The sequence below is a fragment of the Bacillus sp. PS108 genome (assembly GCF_037963335.1).
Taxonomy (GTDB): domain Bacteria; phylum Bacillota; class Bacilli; order Bacillales; family Bacillaceae; genus Bacillus; species Bacillus subtilis.
Genome location: NZ_CP150155.1, coordinates 672234 through 687427, shown reverse-complemented (window position 1 = coordinate 687427; position 15194 = coordinate 672234). Strand labels below are relative to the sequence as shown.

Here is a 15194-nt window from a genome sequence, read left to right as displayed (position 1 = left end):
GGCAGGGCGGTTTTTTATTTGGAAGAAGACTCTGTTTCCGTCTCCTTCACACGGTCAAGCGCCATTTCATAAGCGTCATTTCCGTAATTTAAGCAGCGTTTCACACGGGAAATCGTAGCCGTGGAAGCGCCTGTTTCTGTTTCAATCTTATGATACGTGTTTCCTTCGCGAAGCATGCGCGCCACTTCAAGGCGCTGAGCCAGCGATTGAATTTCGTTAATTGTGCATAGATCATCGAAGAATCGGTAACATTCCTCCAGGTCTTTCAGCGATAAGATCGAGTTAAATAACTGGTCCAGCTCTTTGCCGCGTAATTTATCGATTTGCATCGTTACACACCTTCTCCTTTACTAATGGAAGCCGCATCAAGATCAGGTACGATATTGATCCAAGTCTTTCCTGGCACAAACGGAAGCCACTTGCCGTCTTTTACCGGCACAATTCTGCCATTCACTTGTTTCCAGTCTGTTTCAATGACGTTTCCGTGCTGAAACAACAGACCTTTTCCTCCTGATTCCAAGTCGATGTCCCGCCTTCCATCTTGATCAATAATATGATGGCTGGCTTCAACAATGAAAATATTTTGCATTGCAACCGGCTTTCCGGTTTCCCGGTCTGTCGTTATGACACCATCAGAGCTTCTTGTATAAAATTCAGCTTTTTTATCATAGTTGTATTCGACAAGATTTGTAACGTTATTTGTTCCATAATCTACCCGAACATTGTAAGATTCATTTGCAGGTTTTGCATCTGATGTTTGAAACAGCAGCGGATTTGTTTCCTGCTTCAGCTTATAACCCTTTTGTTCTGCCGCCTTTTTTATGTAATCATAAGACGTATAGGAATTGTGGGGCGGTTTGCTGAAATCAGCTCTCCAAAATAAGCTTCCGTCAAAATCCAATCCGTTCATATAATCGGCAGCTCCGGATTCCAGCTGCTTTTTGGCGCCGGGACTCCAGCCGTGATGGACAAATATGCTGTCAAAGCCATTGCTGAGAGTGACGAAATATTCCCGCGCGCTCCGCACAGGTCCGACAGTTTCAGGCATCTGGCTTTGGAAAATGGCCAGAAATCTTGTGATTTGCCCTTCGGCTAGCGCTTCTATGACAATGTCGGCTTTAGACAGACCCGACTGCGGCCTCGCCTTCGGGTGATTGTTCACCACAACAGCAACAGGGCGGCGTTCAGTCACTTTCTGTTCAGTCTTTAGCCCCGTTAAAGGAGCTTTCAGCTTCTTTGCAGTATCCGGGACAGCATCCTTCTGCTGGCAGGATACCAGCAGAAAAAACACGAAACACAGCGCGCAAACTGTCATCCATTTTTTCATATGTCGGCTCCCTGCTCTTTTATATTTTAACGCATTATCGATGGAAAGAGTACAGTTTTTTTCATGACGTCGAATATTCCTCTTGGCGTAATGCGTATATACGGAAGGTGCGTACTTTGCAAAAAGTGCAGCGTATAGATAGGATCGCAAAACTCATAGCCTCTTTCAGTCAAAAGATCTCTCAGCTTTTGTTCCTTCTCAAGCACGTCTTCATACGCTTCCGAAGAGGCGCAGCCGCACAGCGCAAGCGGGATTTCATGCAGAATGTTTCCGTTCTCCGCTAAAACAATTCCTCCTCCGATTTCTTTCATGCGGGCGAAAGCGAGCAGCATATCCGCTTTATTTTTTCCAATCGCGACAATGTCGCCCGTCGTCGTAAAGGAGCTTACAAATCCCTGCACGCTTGAGGCAAACCCTTTTATCATCGTATTGACGCGCCATTTCCCGTGTCTGTCGAGCATCGTCAAATAACTTTCATCATGGTCAAACGAGAGCTGTTCCATCGAATTGTCGATCTCAATCATATATGGCTCCATAATAACCGCATTCCGCATTTTCACGCCCATCGGCATAGAAAACTGCAAGTCATCCATCGTCATATCATATGAAAGCTCAAGCGGGACAAGACCGCCTTTGTGCCAGTCCGTCTTTGTAAACGCCTTCAAATCACAGCCGTTTTCACGCAGAATGGTCCCTTTTGACAGAACAGTCACTGGATTCGGATTTAACGGATCTTCCAGTATGTTTAGCGATGCCAGTCTGCCCGGTCCGACAACTCCTAAATAATCATCCATTTGGTAATACTTTGCGATATTAAATGATGCCATATTGTAGGCGTCGATTGCAGGTACGCCTTCTTCTAACGCAATGCGAATCAGCTCGTTTGTCATGCCGCCTTTATAGAAATTCGGGGTTGCGCCATCTGTCGTGTAAAAGAAGTGGTCATAATAGCGGAAGCCCTTCTCATGCAGCTCTTGCAAGATTTTTCTTACATCGGGGCGAATGGAAGAGTTCCGAAGGGAAACATAATAGCCCAGTTCCAGCCTTCTCATCACTTCATCACCTGTCATCGCTTCATGATCACAATCCGCACCGAACAGCTTCATTTTTGTAAGCGTTTTATCAGAAGCGCCGGGAAAATGCCCTTCAATACGTTTTCTCTGTTTCTTTGTAGCTTGCATACAGTGGAGCATTAAATCATCACCATCTACCAGGCGAGGCCATCCGGTCATTTCTCCGCCTTGAATCACATCCGGATGTTCAATCCACTGTTTTCTGACGTCAAATGGAAGGACGTGGTCCTCGTTCAGAACCTCGGTCTGGAGGTCATAGCGTGACCACCAAAAATACTGGACAGGCTGCTTTTTGAGTTCATTCAAAATCGTAAGCGCTTTCTTTTTTCCGCTTTGCAAAAGCAAAAATAAGTTATCATTCACGAATGTCGTTGTTCCGTATTGAGACACATATTCCGCCAGTGTTTGGGGATTATATATTTGAAAAGGATGTGCGTGCGGTTCAATATAACCTGGCACAATGTATTTTCCTTCACAATCAATCGTATGAATTTCTTCGGCTCTATTCGGAAGTTCATGACCCACATAAACAATGCGGTCCTGATAAATCCAAATGTTTTTTTTCAGCCATTGTTTTACATATGGATTTAAGACGAGAGCATTCCGTAAAAGGAGCGTTGGAAGCAGCTTTGAGTCTACAACATCAACCTGTGCCCTGATGTCTTTGTTTTTCCAGTTAAAGGTGCGTTCGGACATTCACATACTCTCCTTTACATGTATTAGACTCATGGTATCACATCCTTCCTCATCACGCACGATAAAAACGTTACAAATTTTTGAAGGTTCGGTAAAAAAACTTTTTTAAGTAAAAGGAGCGGATTTCCTTGAAGCCAAACATCAGTCTCATCAATGCCGTGTTCAGAATCGCCTGCGGATTGACGATTATGTCAGCCGCCAGTGCAAAGTTTACGAAAAAACCTTGGTGCAGAATGCATCTCTTTTACATCTTTATGGGGGCCATGAAAGCGGGTTCGGGAATCTTGCGCTTCTGTCCTGTGACCTACATGTTTCAACACAGTGATTCTGGAAATAACGAGCATCAAAACGGATAAACGGAAAAGCTTGATCACAAAACGTGATCAAGCTTTTTTTTATGCCCACCCTTTGTTTTCATATAGAAATATCCTGCAGCTGCCAGCACTGCCGGATAAAGAAGCGCCCAGCCGCTGAATGAGTAAATCACTGCGCACGCCACAAATGCCCCGAGCGCCATCCACCAGCCTGAATCTCTCCATCTCAGGAGTTTCAGTGCTGCCGCCATTGTACATATGTAAGATGCGATAAAAGCCGCGCTCGGCCCTTTCAACAGAGTCGTCAAATCGATTTGAAACAGGCCATGCGCCGCAAGCACTAAGCCAAACACTGCGGCCATCGCTGTCAAAACGCGAATAGGCGTACGTTTTGTCGCACTGAGTTTTCCAAAATATACAGGAATGTGCCCCTCTCTCGCCAATGCGTACACCATTCTTGAAAAACCAGCAATATTGGCATGGATGGTGGCGAATGTAATAAACAGCGCTAAACATACCGTAACATATACACCGCTTTCCCCTGCTCCTTTTGAGATGAGCATGGCAAGCGAGGCAATTTCTCCATTCTCTCCGTATGAATGAGTTCCCACCGTCACAAATGACAGCAAGATATACAGCCCTGCCACACAAGACGCTGCCAAAAACAAGCTGAGCGGGACATCTTTTTCAGGGCGATGAAATTCCTCAGCCAACGGGGTAATCATTTCCCAGCCTACAAAAGAGAAAAAAATCATAACTGAAACAGATCCCGCGGCAGACCAGCCATGCGGAAGAAACGGCTTGAATTCTGCTATCGTGACGTGTGGCAATGACACAGCAATAGAAGTGACAAGCAGAAATACGATGACACAAATAACGATTGTACTGATGTTTGCTGATAGTTGAATGCCTCTCATATGAAGCAAAATTGAGACAATCAGCATGCAGCCCGCAATCAAAGTAATCTGCCAATCGGAAGCCTCTGTGATGTAACTGACGTAATGCGCGCCAGTCAAAGCGATGATGGGAACGCCGATCGGAACGGACCCTAACATGATCCAGCCCAAAATAGCCCCGGCTTTTTTCTGAAAGGCCAGCTGCACATAAGCCGTGATTCCTCCCGCACTGGGCGCTATTTTCACAAGCCGGGCCAGCGTGCCGACAAGAAAAAAGGATAAGAAGGACATGAACACCCAAACAAATAAAGAAGCGGGGCCGGCCGTGTCCGCGGTGACAGACGGCAGGATTAATATCCCGCATCCTAAAACCGCCCCAATCGTTAACGCCGTCCCTTGTACCCAAGTAATAGAGCGCTGTAATTCTGGCAACATGATGCCTCCTCTCTGATTGATGGCTTTATTATAGAAAAAATAAGACGGCATCCATATGCTACAATGAAGGTAAGTCAACAGCATTGCCTTACGATCAAAGGAATTTTCATTCATTCGCCTAAATATGTAAAGGAGCCAGACAAATGGACGATACAGACCTTCAGATTCTCTCGCATTTGCAGCGAAATGGCAGATTAACGATGGTTGAGCTGGGAAAGCTTGTCGGACTCAGTTCGCCAAGCGCGGCGGAGCGTGTCAGGAAGCTTGAAGACAAAGGAGTGATTACCGGGTACAGCGCGAATATCTGTTATGAAAAACTAAACAAGCATGTCACCGCTTTTATTCTCATGGAGCCAAAAAGCTGTAAGCACTACGCCGCCTTTGCAACATCGCATCCTGATGTAGCAGAAAACCACCGCATCACGGGTATGTACAGCTATGTGACAAAGGTCGTGACTGAATCGGTACATACGCTTGAGGATTTTATTGACGCCTCGATGGCCCATGGAAAACCAACCACGCTCGTTGTCCTTTCTTCTTCCGCTCACCACCCCGCTTTTACATAATAAAAAAACCCGCAGCTTCATCTGCGGGTTTTCCTCACTTATTTTTGGGCAGCCTGTAAAGCGCGTGCCCCAATGTCTTTTCTGAAAAAGAGTCCCGGTTTGAATATTTCATCAACCGCTTTGTACACTCGGTCTCTAGCCGCTTCAAACGATTCATCAAAAGCTGTCACATTGGCGACGCGCCCCCCGTTTGTAACGAACTCTCCGCCTTCTGCTTTCGTTCCGGCATGGAAGACCACAACCTGCTCAGTTTCTGCTGCAAGGCTGCCGATCGGCGTGCCTTTTGCATAGCTTTCCGGATACCCTTCTGATGCAAGCACAACACTCACTGCCGCGGTATCCTTCCATCTTAAGTCAACTTCCTTATCATCTAAAAGATCAAGAAGCACCTGTACCAGATCAGATTCCATGCGCGGAAGCACGACCTGTGTTTCCGGATCGCCGAAACGGGCATTAAATTCAATGACCTTCGAGCCGTTTTCAGTAAGCATCAATCCAGCGTACAAAACGCCAGTGAAGGAACGGCCTTCTTGTACCATTGCTTTTGCGGCCGGCTTCACGATCGTTTCTACAGCATGGCGGACCGTTTCATCCGAAATTTGCGGAACTGGAGAGTAAGCGCCCATTCCGCCCGTATTCGGGCCTTTGTCTCCGTCAAACGCACGCTTGTGATCCTGGGCAATCACCATTGGATACACCTTTTCCCCTTTGACAAAGGCCATCAGAGAAAATTCTTCACCAGAAAGATATTCTTCAATGACAACGGACGCGCTCGCATCACCGAACTTTTCATCTTCAAGAAAGTCATGCAGACACGCAATTGCTTCTTCCTCTGTCATAGCCACAGTAACGCCTTTTCCAGCCGCAAGTCCATCTGCTTTTATCACAATCGGAGCACCTTTTTCCTGAACATATGCCTTCGCCTCATCAAAGGATGTAAACGTGTCGTATTCTGCGGTCGGAATGTCGTATTTCTTCATTAAATCCTTAGCGAACTGTTTGCTTCCTTCGATGATCGCCGCGGCTTTTGACGGGCCGAACACGCGCAGACCCGCTTTTTCGAATTCATCCACCAGACCTTCAATTAAAGGAACCTCAGGGCCGACAATGGTTAGGCCGACCTGGTTTTCTTTTGCAAACGAGACAAGCCCTGCGTGGTCGCTTTCCTCAATGTTTACAAGCTGTGCGGAAGCTTTCATGCCGTCATTTCCAGGAGCTGCAAATACATTCTCGACGAGGCTGCTTTGCGCTGCCTTCCACGCCAGTGTATGTTCTCTTCCGCCTTTACCGATAATTAATACATTCACGTCGTTTTCATCCCCTTAATGTTTGAAGTGTCTGATGCCGGTGAATACCATGGCAATGCCGTATTCATCCGCTTTTTTGATGGAATCCTCGTCACGCACAGATCCCCCCGGCTGAATGATAGCCGTAACGCCTGCTTTTGCTGCTTCTTCAACAGTATCCGGCATTGGGAAAAATGCATCAGATCCGAGCGCGCTGCCTTTCGCTTTTTCCCCTGCTTGCTCGATTGCGATTTTTGCCGATCCGACGCGGTTCATTTGGCCTGCTCCCACGCCGACTGTCATGTTGTCCTTTGCGAGAACGATCGCATTTGATTTCACATGCTTCACGACTTTCCAAGCAAGCTTCAAGTCTTCCCACTCTTGCTCATTCGGCTCTCTTTTTGTCGGGATGCTGATCTCAGCATCATCAAAGCCGTGCATATCTAAATCTTGAATCAATAGCCCGCCTTGAACGGATGTCAGCTGTTTTTCCTTTTGAACAGCAGCAGATACGTCAAGCGTCAGCAGGCGGAGATTTTTCTTCGCAGTCAGGACGTCGAGCGCTTCTTGGCTGAATGAAGGCGCAATGATGATTTCTAAGAAAATGTTATGAAGCGCTTCGGCAGTTGTCTTGTCCACTTCACGGTTCAACGCGATAATGCCGCCGAAGATAGATGTTTTATCCGCTTCAAACGCTCTGTCAAACGCTTCGGCGATCGTTTTTCCTGTTCCCACGCCGCACGGGTTCATATGCTTCACGGCAACCGCAGCCGGTTCAGTGAATTCACGAACGATTTGAACTGCCGCATCCGCGTCTTTAATGTTGTTGTAAGAAAGCTCTTTTCCGTGAAGCTGTTCTGCTTGCGCAATGGAGCCTTTGACAGGAAGAGCTGTTTGATAGAAAGTTGCTTCCTGATGCGGGTTTTCTCCATAGCGAAGCGATTGTTTTTTCTCAAATGTCACAGTGAATTGCTCTGGTTCTTTTTCACCGACAACATTTGTCAGGTAGTCAGCGATCAGTGCATCATATGCCGCAGTATGACGGAATACTTTTGCCGCGAGCTCGCGTTTTTTCTGAAGAGATACGCTGCCTTCTTCTTTGATTTGATTTAGCACTGGGCTGTAATCGGCCGGATCGACGATAACCGTGACATCCTGATGGTTCTTTGATGCCGCACGCAGCATGCCAGGTCCGCCGATGTCGATATTTTCGATTGCTTCTTCATACGTGACGTCTTCTTTAGAAATCGTTTCTTTAAATGGATAGAGGTTGACGACAACGAGGTCAATCGGCTGAATCCCGTGTTCATTGATCTGCGCCATATGCTCTTCATTGCCGCGAACCGCCAGAAGACCGCCGTGAATATTCGGGTGAAGGGTTTTTAACCGGCCGTCCATAATCTCAGGAAAGCCTGTCACTTCAGAAATTCCGATCACATCCACACCGTTTTCTTGAAGAAGCTTTTTCGTTCCGCCTGTGGAGATGACTTCAACGCCAAGCTCTGTCAGTTCTTTTACGAAAGGAACGAGATTTGTTTTATCTGAAACACTGATTAACGCACGTTTAATGGTCATGCCTTTTCACCTCTGTTATTTAATCCTAATAGCTGTTTAATCACACTCGGATACCATTTATGCTCAAGCTTGTGAATCCGCTGTTCGATTGTTTCCAATGTATCATGTTCATCAATTTCGATTGCCTTTTGAGCGATGATCGGACCTGTATCCATTCCTTCATCGACATAATGCACGGTGATTCCGGCCACCTTCACACCCGCCCGGTATGCCTGTCCGACTGCGTCGATTCCAGGAAACGCCGGAAGAAGCGACGGGTGAATGTTAATGATTTTTCCTCCATATGCTTGAAGGAGCGTATCACCGATCAGCCTCATATAACCGGCAAGAACAACCAATTCAACCTCGTGAAGACGAAGCTGTTCAATGATGGCTTGTTCAAATGCAGCCTTGTTTTCATAAGACTTGGGCTCAAATGCAAAGGATGGAATATGGAATGCTTCCGCCCGTTCGATGACTTTCGCCTGCGGTTTGTCGCAAACGAGTAGTGCTGCTGACGCATCCCAGTTCTCCTCCTTCAAACGCGTGACGATGGCTTCGAAGTTTGAACCGTTTCCTGATGCAAATACCGCAAACTTTTTCATGAAAGTGCCGCACCGCCGAATGTGACGCCTTCACCTTTTTTCACACGCCCGATTAAATAGGCTTTTTCGCCATGGCTTTCAAGCGTTCCGATCACATCTGTCAGATGCTCTTCTTTGACAGCCAAAACAAAACCAATACCCATATTAAAGACGTTGAACATGTCTTCTTCCTTCAGCTTGCCGTACTCTTGCAAGAAAGAAAAAATTGGCGGGATCGGCCATGAGCCATGATCAATTTCCGCACTTAAGCCTTCCGGAAGCATACGCGGAATATTTTCAATAAATCCTCCGCCTGTCACGTGCGCCATGCCGTCGATTTTTCCGCTTTTGACCGCGGCAAGCACAGGCTTCACGTAAATCCTTGTCGGTTCAAGCAATTCCTCGCCAAGTGGGCGTTCAAACGGCTCATATGTTGTATCGAGGTCCAGCTCCGCATCATCCAGAAGCACTTTTCTGACAAGGGAAAAGCCGTTGCTGTGAAGGCCGCTGGAGCTGAGGCCGATCAACAGATGGCCCTCTTCAATGTTTTCTCCAGTCACGATTTCGTCCTTTTCTGCCACTCCGACTGAGAAACCGGCAATATCGTATTCATCAGCTGTATAGAGTCCCGGCATTTCAGCCGTTTCACCGCCGACTAAGGCTGAACCTGATTGCTCACAGCCTTCCGCAACACCTTGTACAATCTGTTCAATTTTCACTGGGTCCGCTTTGCCAACCGCTAAATAATCGAGGAAAAACAGCGGCTCTGCCCCTTGTGCCAGCACGTCATTGACACACATTGCAACAGCATCCACGCCAATCGTGTCATGCTTATCCATGGAAAAAGCGAGCTTTAATTTTGTGCCGACACCGTCCGTTCCCGAAATGAGAACTGGTTTTTGATAAGAAAGCTCAGACAGGTCAAACATGCCGCCAAAACCGCCAAGGCTGCCCATAACGCCAAGCCGTTTCGTGCGCTCCACGTGTTTTTTCATTCGTTTTACAGCTTCATATCCGGCTTCGATGTCAACTCCTGCGTTTTTATATGCTTCAGACATCCTATTCACTCCTTTAAGGCGCTTTTCTAAATATCTCCCCGAACGAGGGCAGAAAGAGAAAGGCAGCCGAACTGCGCTGCCTTTATGTCATTTTTCAAGTTTTATTTGGTTAATACTGCTTCTTTTACGTGAGGAAGCACTGTATCCTGGTAAATTTCAGTCGGATATTTTCCTGTAAAGCAAGCGAGACACTGTCCGCAATTCGAGTCATCGTATTTTCTGCCGATGCCTTTCAGCAGCCCTTCCACACTCAAAAATGAGAGGGTATCGGCTCCGATTTCCTGACGGATTTCTTCAACAGAATGCGAAGACGCGATTAATTCTTCATGTGTGGAAGTATCAATGCCGTAAAAGCACGGATGAGCGATCGGCGGTGAACTGATTTTCACATGCACCTCTGTCGCACCCGCTTCTCTAAGCATCGTGACAATCCGGCGGCTAGTTGTTCCGCGTACGATAGAGTCATCCACCATCACGACGCGTTTGCCTTCTACAACCCCGCGCACCGCAGACAGCTTCATTCTGACGCCTTGCTCACGCAGAGCCTGGGACGGCTGAATAAACGTTCTGCCGACATAGCGGTTTTTGATTAAACCGAGCTCATACGGAATGCCTGTTGCCTCTGCATAGCCGATCGCCGCTGAAATACTGGAATCCGGAACCCCGGTTACGACGTCAGCTTCAACTGCGGATTCCTGAGCCAGCATTTTTCCAAGGTTTTTACGGGCACTGTGTACGTTAATACCGTCAATATTGCTGTCTGGTCTGGAGAAATAAATGTACTCCATGCTGCAAATGGAACGGTTGATATTCATGGAAAAACGCTCTGATTTCATGCCTTCATCATTAATGATCAGCATTTCTCCCGGCTCTACCTCGCGAAGGTACGTTGCGCCGACGACGTCAAATGCGCATGTTTCTGATGCGACCACATAAGCGTCGCCCATCATGCCGATGGATAGCGGTCTCAGCCCGTTTGGATCAAGTGCGACAATCATTTCTGTTTCGGTCATGATCAGGAACGCGTAGGCGCCTTTCAGCATAGAAAGCGAGTTTTTAATTTGATCCTTCAGCGTGAAGTGTCCGCTTCTTTTGATCAGGTGAGCCAAAACCTCTGTATCCGAAGAGGTTTGAAAGATGCTCCCTTGATTTTCAAGCTGCTGCTTCAGCTGAGTGGCATTGACAAGATTTCCGTTATGAGCAAGCGCCAGGCTGCCGTTGTTTTGGGAACGGAAGAGGAGCGGCTGAACATTTTCGTATCCGCCGCCTCCAGCCGTTGCGTACCGAACGTGCCCGATAGCGCCTTTTCCCTTTACTTTGCTGAGTTCGCCGTTTTGAAATACTTCAGTGATCAGACCTTGGCCTTTGTGAGCCGTCAGCTTTTCACCATCAGTCGCTACGATGCCCGCACCCTCCTGTCCTCGGTGCTGAAGGCTGTGGAGACCGTAATACGTGATTTGCGGGGCTTCTTCATGTCCCCAAATCCCAAAAACGCCGCATTCTTCATTTAAGCCTTTGATTTCAGCAAGCATGGGATAGCTCCTTTCCATACGCGTTCAAGCTCTTTCGTTTGCGCATGAATCATTTGTTGTCCGTCTTGGTTTTGAATCGCCAGAATTCCGTCAGCTGTTACTTCACCAATATGAACCGCATCTTTGACAGTTGCTTCAAACGCAGCTTGATGTTCTTTTTTCACTGAAACGACGAAGCGGGATTGAGATTCAGAGAATAATAACGCCGCTTCCCCTTCTACAGTCACATTAGCGCCAAGGTTTTCCGTCGTCATGACACTTTCCGCAATCGCTACGCCTAAGCCGCCTTCAGACACATCATGCGCAGATTGAACGAAGCCTTTTTTAATCGCGTCAAGCAGTGCTTTTTGACGAGACAGCTCTACATCAAGATCGATTTGCGGCGCTTTGCCGTAAATACGGCCTTCTGTCATTTTTTGCAGCTCGCTTCCCGCAAACTCTGGTTTTGTTTCACCGATCACATATACGAGATCTCCCGCTTGTTTGAAATGCTGCGTTGTAATGTGTGCTGTATCTTCAATTAAGCCAACCATGCCGATAACTGGTGTTGGATAGATCGCCGTGCCGTTTGATTCGTTATAAAGCGATACGTTACCGCCAATAACCGGTGTGCTGAGAACATTGCATGCTTCGCTTATGCCGTCTGCCGCTTTTTCGATCTGCCAGAAGATTTCCGGCTTCTCCGGGTTTCCGAAGTTAAGGTTATCTGTGACCGCAAGCGGTTCTGCGCCTGAACAAATGATGTTGCGTGCCGCTTCAGCAACAGCAATTTTTCCGCCGACTTCAGGATCAAGATAGAGATAACGCGCGTTACAGTCTGTCGTCATCGCCAGCGCCTTTTTCGTTCCGCGGATTCTGAGAACACCGGCATCAGACCCAGGAGCGACAACTGTATTCGTGCGCACCATGTAGTCATACTGATCATAAACCCACTCTTTACTCGCGATCGTCGGCTGCTGAAGAAGGGCCTTCAGCGTTTCATTCGCATCTTCAATTTGCGGAGCCTGAACGTCCGTTTCCAAAAACTCGCGATAGTAAGCAGGCTCTTGAGAAGGCTTATGGTAAACCGGTGCTTCTTCTGCCAAGGCATCAACAGGCAGCTCGCACACAACCTCTCCTTTGTGTGTCAGGCGAAGCATTTTATCATCTGTCACATGTCCGACAGAAACCGCTTCAAGATCGTACTTGTCAAAAATATCGATGATTTCCTGCTCACGTCCGCGCTCAATAACCAAAAGCATCCGTTCTTGTGATTCAGAAAGCATCATTTCATACGCGGTCATGCCTGTTTCGCGCTGAGGAATCAGGTCAAGGTTCATTTCAATGCCAGAACCGGCTTTACTTGCCATTTCTGCACTTGAGCTTGTTAAACCGGCAGCTCCCATATCCTGAATGCCGACTAAGGCGTCGCATTGGATGACTTCCAGACATGCTTCAAGCAAAAGCTTCTCCATAAACGGATCGCCGACTTGGACAGCAGAACGCTTTTCTTCAGACGAGTCTGACATTTCTTCAGAAGCAAACGTAGCGCCGTGGATGCCGTCACGCCCAGTTTTCGCTCCTACGTACATTACTGTGTTGCCGACACCTTTTGCCTGGCCTTTTTTGATGTCTTCATGATTGATTAAACCGACGCACATTGCGTTGACGAGCGGATTTCCTTCATAGCTGCTGTCAAACTGCACTTCTCCGCCGACTGTCGGGATGCCGATACAGTTGCCGTATCCGGCGATACCCGCTACTACTTCTTCAAACAAGTACTTCACGCGTGGTGAAGTCAGTTCACCAAATCGAAGAGAGTTCAATACAGCGATTGGGCGTGCACCCATTGAAAATACGTCACGGATAATTCCGCCTACGCCAGTCGCAGCGCCTTGGTAAGGCTCGAGAGCTGATGGGTGGTTATGTGATTCAATTTTGAACACAACCGCTTGGTTATCACCGATATCCACGATTCCGGCGCCTTCCCCCGGCCCCTGCAGCACACGCTCGCCGCTTGTCGGGAATTTACGCAGAATCGGCTTTGAGTTTTTATAGCTGCAATGCTCAGACCACATGACAGAAAAAATTCCGATTTCTGTGTAGTTCGGCAATCTTCCAAGAATGGATTCTATCAATGCAAACTCATCATCACTGACACCCATTTGCTGATACAGTTTCTCTTCTTTTATTTGTTCTTTACTTGGTTCAAGCAGTAGTGACATGAGTTTCCCTCCAATTTTTCACGATAGACTGGAACAATTTAAGACCGTCGGCGCTTCCAAGCAGTTCATCGACCGCGCGCTCAGGGTGAGGCATCATGCCTAATACATTGCCTTTCTCATTCACGACACCGGCAATGTCGCTGACACTTCCATTAATATTAGAGCCGTATGTGAAAGCGATTTGATTGTTTTCCTTTAATGTAGCAAGCGTCTCGTCATCACAGTAGAAATTCCCTTCACCATGGGCAACCGGGATTGTAATCGATTCTCCCTTTTCGTAGGAAGCTGTGAATAAGGTTTCGTCGTTCTGAACAATCAATTCAACCGGACGGCAAATGAACTTCAGATCTTTGTTGCGTCTCATTGCGCCTGGCAGCAGCCCAAGCTCCTGTAAAATCTGGAATCCGTTGCAGACGCCAAGAACAGGTTTTCCTTCAGCCGCTGCTTGTTTGACAGCTGGCATAATATTCGCAAATCGGGCGATGGCGCCGCATCTTAAGTAATCGCCGTAAGAAAATCCTCCCGGAATTAACACGCCGTCGAAGCCGTCAAGGCTTGTTTCCTCATGCCAGACGTATTCCACTTCATGGCCGAGCTCATCCTTTACAGCATGATACATATCGATATCACAGTTGGAGCCGGGTAACACAATCACCGCAAATTTCACTGTGCGACTACCTCCTCAACCTCGTATCTGTAATCTTCAATCACTGTGTTTGCAAGAAGTTTTTCGCACATTTCTTTCACTAGCACGTCAAGATCACGGTCAGATTTTTCAATGGTAAGCTCCATGTATTTCCCGATGCGCACATCTTGAACTTCGTTATAAGTCATACTGTGCAAGGCATGCTGGACAGCGCTCCCTTGTGGATCTAGTACACTTTCTTTTAAGCTGACATAAACTTTTACTTTATACATGATGAATGCCTCCCAGTCTTTTGAAAATCTCTTCGTATGCGTCGGTTAAGCTTCCCAGATTGCGTCTGAATAAATCTTTGTCCAGCTTTTCGTTCGTTTCTTTATCCCACAAGCGGCATGTGTCAGGTGAAATTTCATCCGCCAAAAGCACTTGCCCATCTGCATCTAGACCGAATTCAAGCTTGAAATCTATTAATCTGACATGACAATCGTCGAAAATGCTTTGAAGCTCTTCGTTTACTGTTTTTGTAATGGACTTAATGGTTTCTACCTGCTCAGGAGTCGCCGCCTTCAAAAGCCAAATATGATCTTCGGTGATGAGCGGATCACCCAGCGCGTCATCCTTGTAGTAAAACTCGATAATCGGCTGCTCAAGCTCCGTGCCTTCTGGAATGCCGAGACGTTTGGACATGCTTCCTGCCACAACATTTCTGACCACGACTTCAAGCGGCACAATCGTTACCTTTTTAATGAGCTGTTCCGTTTCCGAAATGCGCTCGATAAAATGATTGTTAATGCCCTTTGCATGAAGGTGTTTGAAAATTAAGCTTGAAATCTCGTTATTTAAGCGCCCTTTCCCGCTGATTTCTGCTTTTTTCTCGCCGTTAAAGGCAGTGGCGGAGTCTTTATACACGACATACAGCGTGTTTTCGTCATCGGTTTTGTAGATCTTTTTTGCTTTTCCTTCGTATAAAAGTTCATTCTTCACAATATTCACGGAAGGCCTCCTAACCCGAATGTTGGGAATTTT

At 47.1% G+C, this 15194-nt stretch carries 15 protein-coding genes; 2 read left to right on the top strand and 13 right to left on the bottom strand.

Annotated elements, in window-relative coordinates:
- Window positions 1-14 precede the first annotated feature (14 nt).
- The 3 genes from NSQ16_RS03550 to NSQ16_RS03540 are packed head-to-tail and all read right to left on the bottom strand — an operon-like array spanning window position 15 to window position 3096.
- Complete coding sequence (locus NSQ16_RS03550) at window positions 15-329, bottom strand: YerC/YecD family TrpR-related protein (RefSeq protein WP_003219429.1); 315 nt, start codon at window positions 327-329, stop codon at window positions 15-17.
- Between the two features lie 2 nt (window positions 330-331).
- On the bottom strand, window positions 332-1327 hold the full coding sequence (locus NSQ16_RS03545; RefSeq protein ID WP_003233927.1) for a DUF3048 domain-containing protein: 996 nt from the start codon (window positions 1325-1327) through the stop codon (window positions 332-334).
- Between the two features lie 26 nt (window positions 1328-1353).
- Window positions 1354-3096: an adenine deaminase gene (locus NSQ16_RS03540; protein ID WP_230488045.1), complete on the bottom strand. Its 1743-nt coding sequence runs from the start codon at window positions 3094-3096 to the stop codon at window positions 1354-1356.
- A 128-nt stretch (window positions 3097-3224) separates the two neighbouring features.
- Between NSQ16_RS03540 and NSQ16_RS03535 the strand changes: the two genes are divergently transcribed.
- Window positions 3225-3452, top strand: coding sequence for a DUF2892 domain-containing protein (locus tag NSQ16_RS03535; protein WP_003233931.1), 228 nt, complete (start codon window positions 3225-3227; stop codon window positions 3450-3452).
- 14 nt (window positions 3453-3466) lie between these two features.
- Here the strand turns inward: NSQ16_RS03535 and NSQ16_RS03530 are convergent, their stop codons facing one another.
- Window positions 3467-4741 (bottom strand): amino acid permease, encoded by a 1275-nt coding sequence (locus NSQ16_RS03530; RefSeq protein WP_230488044.1) that lies wholly within the window; start codon window positions 4739-4741, stop codon window positions 3467-3469.
- Between the two features lie 143 nt (window positions 4742-4884).
- Between NSQ16_RS03530 and NSQ16_RS03525 the strand changes: the two genes are divergently transcribed.
- Complete coding sequence (locus NSQ16_RS03525; protein WP_069322430.1) at window positions 4885-5307, top strand: Lrp/AsnC family transcriptional regulator; 423 nt, start codon at window positions 4885-4887, stop codon at window positions 5305-5307.
- Between the two features lie 38 nt (window positions 5308-5345).
- On the opposite strand, the gene purD is transcribed toward NSQ16_RS03525, so the two are convergent.
- The 9 genes from purD to purC form a co-directional block, all read right to left on the bottom strand.
- On the bottom strand, window positions 5346-6614 hold the full coding sequence (gene purD, locus NSQ16_RS03520; RefSeq protein WP_003233938.1) for a phosphoribosylamine--glycine ligase: 1269 nt from the start codon (window positions 6612-6614) through the stop codon (window positions 5346-5348).
- 15 nt (window positions 6615-6629) lie between these two features.
- Entirely contained in the window at window positions 6630-8168 is a 1539-nt protein-coding gene (purH, locus tag NSQ16_RS03515) for a bifunctional phosphoribosylaminoimidazolecarboxamide formyltransferase/IMP cyclohydrolase (protein ID WP_003233940.1), read from the bottom strand.
- Entirely contained in the window at window positions 8165-8752 is a 588-nt protein-coding gene (purN, locus tag NSQ16_RS03510; RefSeq protein ID WP_003233943.1) for a phosphoribosylglycinamide formyltransferase, read from the bottom strand. Before purN ends, purH begins: the two co-directional genes overlap by 4 nt.
- A complete protein-coding gene (purM, locus tag NSQ16_RS03505) occupies window positions 8749-9789 on the bottom strand; it encodes a phosphoribosylformylglycinamidine cyclo-ligase (protein WP_003233945.1) in 1041 nt (346 codons plus the stop codon). The genes purN and purM overlap by 4 nt, the downstream gene beginning before the upstream one ends.
- Before the next feature lie 101 nt (window positions 9790-9890).
- Window positions 9891-11321: an amidophosphoribosyltransferase gene (gene purF, locus NSQ16_RS03500; RefSeq protein ID WP_003233947.1), complete on the bottom strand. Its 1431-nt coding sequence runs from the start codon at window positions 11319-11321 to the stop codon at window positions 9891-9893.
- On the bottom strand, window positions 11297-13525 hold the full coding sequence (purL, locus tag NSQ16_RS03495) for a phosphoribosylformylglycinamidine synthase subunit PurL (RefSeq protein ID WP_003233949.1): 2229 nt from the start codon (window positions 13523-13525) through the stop codon (window positions 11297-11299). Before purL ends, purF begins: the two co-directional genes overlap by 25 nt.
- A complete protein-coding gene (purQ, locus tag NSQ16_RS03490; protein WP_003243954.1) occupies window positions 13509-14192 on the bottom strand; it encodes a phosphoribosylformylglycinamidine synthase subunit PurQ in 684 nt (227 codons plus the stop codon). The genes purL and purQ overlap by 17 nt, the downstream gene beginning before the upstream one ends.
- A complete protein-coding gene (purS, locus tag NSQ16_RS03485; RefSeq protein ID WP_003219409.1) occupies window positions 14189-14443 on the bottom strand; it encodes a phosphoribosylformylglycinamidine synthase subunit PurS in 255 nt (84 codons plus the stop codon). Before purS ends, purQ begins: the two co-directional genes overlap by 4 nt.
- Window positions 14436-15161, bottom strand: a complete 726-nt coding sequence (gene purC / locus NSQ16_RS03480; RefSeq protein WP_003233953.1) for a phosphoribosylaminoimidazolesuccinocarboxamide synthase — start codon at window positions 15159-15161, stop codon at window positions 14436-14438. The genes purS and purC overlap by 8 nt, the downstream gene beginning before the upstream one ends.
- Between the last annotated feature and the right edge of the window lie 33 nt (window positions 15162-15194).